The sequence below is a fragment of the Diaphorobacter ruginosibacter genome (assembly GCF_040396215.1).
Classification (GTDB): Bacteria; Pseudomonadota; Gammaproteobacteria; order Burkholderiales; family Burkholderiaceae_C; genus Diaphorobacter_A; species Diaphorobacter_A ruginosibacter_A.
The window spans coordinates 1-4,419 of the sequence record NZ_JBEBOW010000202.1 but is presented as its reverse complement, the minus strand read 5'-3'; the positions used below and the strand labels follow the sequence as shown (position 1 = coordinate 4,419).

At 60.1% G+C, this 4,419-nt stretch carries 5 protein-coding genes and 1 pseudogene; 4 read left to right on the top strand and 2 right to left on the bottom strand.

Features of this window, described 5'->3' with window-relative positions:
- Positions 1-95 precede the first annotated feature (95 nt).
- From ABWP92_RS16610 to ABWP92_RS16595, 4 genes and pseudogenes are all read left to right on the top strand, one after another.
- Positions 96-365 (top strand): annotated as a pseudogene (locus tag ABWP92_RS16610) (hypothetical protein); the annotation flags it as partial.
- A gap of 377 nt (positions 366-742) precedes the next feature.
- Positions 743-922: a toxin glutamine deamidase domain-containing protein gene (locus ABWP92_RS16605; protein WP_353236518.1), complete on the top strand. Its 180-nt coding sequence runs from the start codon at positions 743-745 to the stop codon at positions 920-922.
- On the top strand, positions 919-1,170 hold the full coding sequence (locus ABWP92_RS16600) for a YrhB domain-containing protein (protein WP_353236517.1): 252 nt from the start codon (positions 919-921) through the stop codon (positions 1,168-1,170). The genes ABWP92_RS16605 and ABWP92_RS16600 overlap by 4 nt, the downstream gene beginning before the upstream one ends.
- A gap of 63 nt (positions 1,171-1,233) precedes the next feature.
- A protein-coding gene (locus ABWP92_RS16595; RefSeq protein WP_353236516.1) for an IS5 family transposase occupies positions 1,234-2,042 on the top strand; the annotation gives its coding sequence in 2 pieces (ribosomal slippage) (positions 1,234-1,564 and positions 1,564-2,042; 810 coding nt in all).
- An 82-nt stretch (positions 2,043-2,124) separates the two neighbouring features.
- Here ABWP92_RS16595 and ABWP92_RS16590 read toward each other — a convergent pair.
- Complete coding sequence (locus tag ABWP92_RS16590; protein WP_353236515.1) at positions 2,125-3,663, bottom strand: tripartite tricarboxylate transporter permease; 1,539 nt, start codon at positions 3,661-3,663, stop codon at positions 2,125-2,127.
- Between the two features lie 3 nt (positions 3,664-3,666).
- Positions 3,667-4,155, bottom strand: a complete 489-nt coding sequence (locus ABWP92_RS16585) for a tripartite tricarboxylate transporter TctB family protein (RefSeq protein WP_353236514.1) — start codon at positions 4,153-4,155, stop codon at positions 3,667-3,669.
- Positions 4,156-4,419 lie beyond the last annotated feature (264 nt).

Genomic DNA, 4,419 nt, shown 5'->3' with positions numbered 1-4,419 from the left:
AGGCGCAGGAGATAGAAGACAAGCAGCGCAAGGCGCAGGAGGACATCCGGGCGGCGCAGATCATAGGAGACATAGGCGCGGAGCTGGCGGGCGACATGGCGCTGCGCAACGGCTGGAAAGACGGCTCGGCAGAGAAGGTGATCCTGCACGGCGTGCTGGGAGCGGCGGTCACGGCGCTGGGAGGAGGCTCGGCGGGGATAGGAGCGCTGAGCGGCGCGGCCAACGAAATCGTGGTGGGCGCGATGAGCGCGTATCTGGTGGACAACGGCTACGAGAAAGGGACGGCCGCCTACGACGAGATGATGACAGCGGGCTCCACGGTGCTGGGCGCGCTGGTGGGCAAGGCGGCGGGAGGCAACGCGTCGGAAGTGGCGCTGGCGGGGCAGGTGGCCAAGAGTGCTACGGAGAACAACTTCCTCAAGCACGACCAATGGCTCAAGTACGCCGATGAGCTGGCCGACTGCAAAGCCAAGGGCTGCTCCAGCGAAGACGAGGCAGCGATCCGGGCCAAATGGATAGCCAAGAGCGCTGAGCAGAACATCGAGCTTGCCAATTGTGCGCAAACCAATAACTGCGAAGCACTGCAGCAATTGGTGGATTCCGGCACTCTGACCATGCTCTATCTACTTGAGCAGGGAGCTATTCCAGGCGGAGCCACCGGCACAGATATCCCATCCCGCAAAGCCGCTGTCGCGGCGCGAGGAGATCGTAAACACGTTCTCAGCAGAACATTGATTCAGCGTTGCTGTCAGGCGGCAATGGGACGCGAGCTGTTATATATGGAACTGATGGAACTACTGGGCATGTGTGGAATGCAGTGGTGCAAGACGGTAAGGTCAATTACATTGACGGCCAGATTGGTGGCAACGGTACAGCTAACTTCCAAAGTTTCACGAACTTTCAATTTGGAATATTGCCATGACGCTGGATTTGTCTGCTGCTAAAGCATTAGCCATGAAATATCTGGTGGAACAGCAAGCTATGCCTGAGGGTGTTCCTTGTGCGATTGTTGATTTAAAAATCGTTGAAAACGACGAAGGATGGTATTTCCCATACCAGTCGATTGAATTCCTGAAAACAGGGGGCTTCAATGTCTCTCTGGTAGGGAACTGGCCTATCTTCGTCAGCCGGGATGGCCTTCATGTTGGCCCACGTCGTCCAAGTCTGTAGCTGCTAAGAGCCGCTAACACGACCCCTGTTTGAGCCTGATTTACCGGTAAGATTCACACCCTCATGGCCCGTCGTCGCGTTAGCAAAGGGCTGTGGCAGAAGCTGCAGCCGTTGATCCCAGTGTTCAGTCCTTCAACCAAAGGAGGTCCTCGCACGCGGTCGGTCAGCGATGAGGCGGCCTTCCAAGGCATCCTTTATGTTTTGGAGACAGGAATCCCTTGGGAAGACCTGCCGCAAGCTTTGGTTTATGGCAGCGGCATGACATGCTGGAGACGTTTGCGAGAGTGGCAAGCGGCCGGGGTTTGGCAGCGTCTGCATCTGGCAACGCTGGAGCATTTGCGCGAGTATGACCAGATTGATGGGAGCCGAGCGAGCATTGATGGCTCCTCAGTTCCAAGCCTCTGGGGTGTCAGGAAACGGGTCCCAACCCCACGGACCGGGGCAAGCTCGGCTCCAAGCGGTACATCATCGTAGATGCCCGTGGCGTTCCTCTGGTAGTGTTGGTGAGCGGTGCCAACCGGCATGACTCCATGCTGTTCGAGAGGTGTCTGGATGCACTGCCTGCTGTCAAAGGGCTGAGCGGTAGGCCACGGTGCCGACCAAGCAAGCTGCATGCAGACAAGGGCTACGACTACAAGCGCTGCCGTGACTATCTGAAGCGACGTGGAATCACCGGTCGCATTGCCCGAAAGGGCATCGAGAGCAGCAAGCGGCTTGGCAAGCACCGCTGGGTTGTCGAACGCACGCATGGCTGGTTTGCAGGGTTCGGCAAGCTGCGCATCCGATTCGAGCGGCAATTGCAGACGCATCTGGCGTTATTGCTGCTCGCCGCTTCCATCATCTGTTCACGGTTCATTGAGCGGTCGTGTTAGCGGCTTTTAAGAAACAAAAAAAGGCCGCTCTTGCGAGCGGCCCCAAGTCTTTCCTTCTTCCTTAGTTATATGGTTTTGGTCATCACGCGGCGACGGCGGTTTCTTCGGCCACCATTTCTTCGACCTTTGCCAGGCGCGACTTCTTGCGCCATGCTCCCCAGGTCACGGCGAGCAGCAGGAGGGCGCTGATGCCGACGAAGGTTCCGCTGATCGGACGCTGCACGAAGATCATCATGTCGCCACGGGACAGCAGCAGAGCGCGCCGGAAGTTCTCTTCCATCATGGGGCCGAGCACGAAGCCCAGCATGATCGGCGCCACCGAGAAATCGAGCACCATGAGCAACGCTCCGATGATGCCGAAGGCCAATACTTCCCAGATCTGGAATAGGCTGTTCTGCGTGGTGAATACGCCCACCGCGATGAAGAACATCGCCGAGGGGAACAGGTAGCGGTAGGGCACCTGCAGCATCTTCACCCATACGCCGATGAGCGGCACGTTCAGGATCATCAGGATGACGTTGCCGATCCAGAAGCTGGCAATCAGGCCCCAGAAGATGTCCGGGTGCTCGGAGATCAGCTGTGGTCCGGGCTGGATGCCCTGGATCAGCAGAGCGCCCAGCAGCAGGGCCATCACGGCGTCGCCGGGAATGCCCAGGCTCATGGTGGGAATGAAGTCGACCTGCGTCTTGGAGTGCGCGGAGGCTTCGGGCGCGGCCACGCCGGCGATCATGCCGGTGCCGAACTTGCTGGGGTCCTTGGCGACCTTCTGCTCCAGCGCGTAGGCAATGAAGGTGGTGATGGTCGGGCCGGTGCCGGGCATGGCGCCGAACAGGGTGCCGACGGTGGTGCCGCGGACCATGGGCCAGAATGCCTCCTTGAGCTCGGCCAGCGAGGGCCGCATGTCGCGGATGCGCATCTTGGCTCCGGAGGTGATCGTCTTCATGCGGTTCACGTTCAGCAGGAAGTCTGCAATGCCGAACAGGCCCATGGCAACGGCCACCATTTCAAGGCCATCCGAGAGTTCCGGTATGCCGAACGCGAAGCGGAAGGCGCCGGTGTTCACGTCGGTGCCGACGACGCCGCACAGCAGGCCGAACAGCGTCATGGCAACGCCTTTGAGAGGCGAGCCGCGCGACATGGTGGAGCCTGCCAGCAGGCCCAGCAGCATGATCGAGAAGAGCTCGGCGGGGCCGAACTTGAATGCGATCGTCGTCAGCAGCGGTGATGCGAAGATCATGACGATGATGCCTACCGAGGCCGCGAAGAACGAGCAGATCATGGTGATGCCCAGCGCCGTTCCGCCCTTGCCCTTCTTGGTCATGGGATAGCCGTCCAGGCAGGTCACGGCGTGCGGCGGGTGCGATGGCAGGTTCAGCAGGATCGCGCCGATCGCGCCGCCGTATTGCGAGCCGTAGAAGATGCCGGCCAGCATCAGGATGGCCGGCACGGGATGCATGGTGTAGGTCAGCGGCAGCAGGATGGAGATGGCCGACAGCGCGCCCATGCCGGGCAGCACGCCGATCAGATTGCCCACCAGGACGCCGAAGAACGACCACATCAGATTGTGGCCCTGGAAGGCGACGGAGAACCCGTACCAAAGGTCTTGAAGCGACTGTTGCATGGATCAGATCCCCCACTTGACCAGCGGCATCTGCACCTGCAGCGCCCACCAGAAGATCACCACCGACACGATCATCATGCCGGCCGTGAGAATGAGGGCCTGGAACACCGAGTTGCTGCGGTCGCCGAGCGCGCTCACGAAGACAATGCAGAAAGTGGCGGGCAGCAGGCCGAAGTATTCGCCCGCGAAGTAGAACAGCACGGTTCCCAGGATGATGCAGAACGCGCCCCGGAAATCGGGAATGTCATGGTTGTGGCCCACGAGCGCGGCTTCGCCGCCGGCAGGCTTTTTCTTGGATGTGGCGGCCAGCAGGATGCCGCAGATCGCGATCAGCACGCCGATGGCGAAGGGAAAGTATCCCGGCCCCATGTGCGCCAGCGTTCCGAGGTTGTAGCTGTTGGCGGCATAGGCCGCGCTGGCTCCCACGATGACCAGCAGGGCGCCGCCGTAGTAGTCCTTGTTCCATTGTTTCTTTTCGGGGGAATGACTCATGGCGAGTTCCTCCGCGAGCCGTGCGGCATCTTTGGCGCGAAGCGCATTTTGCGTCTCCTTGACGGTTGAGCTTGTTGTCACGTGGGGCTGAAATCCCGGTTTCGCCCGGGCCCTGGTCCGCAATGCCGGACGCGTGGAGCCGGGCTGGTTCAGCGGCGTGACAAAAGTCTAGAAAACGAACCTGCCAATCAGCTTCCAATCGGCTGGCAGGTGCTCAAAATACGTATATTTGCTTAGAACGTGTTTACGATCTCCTCGCGCCGC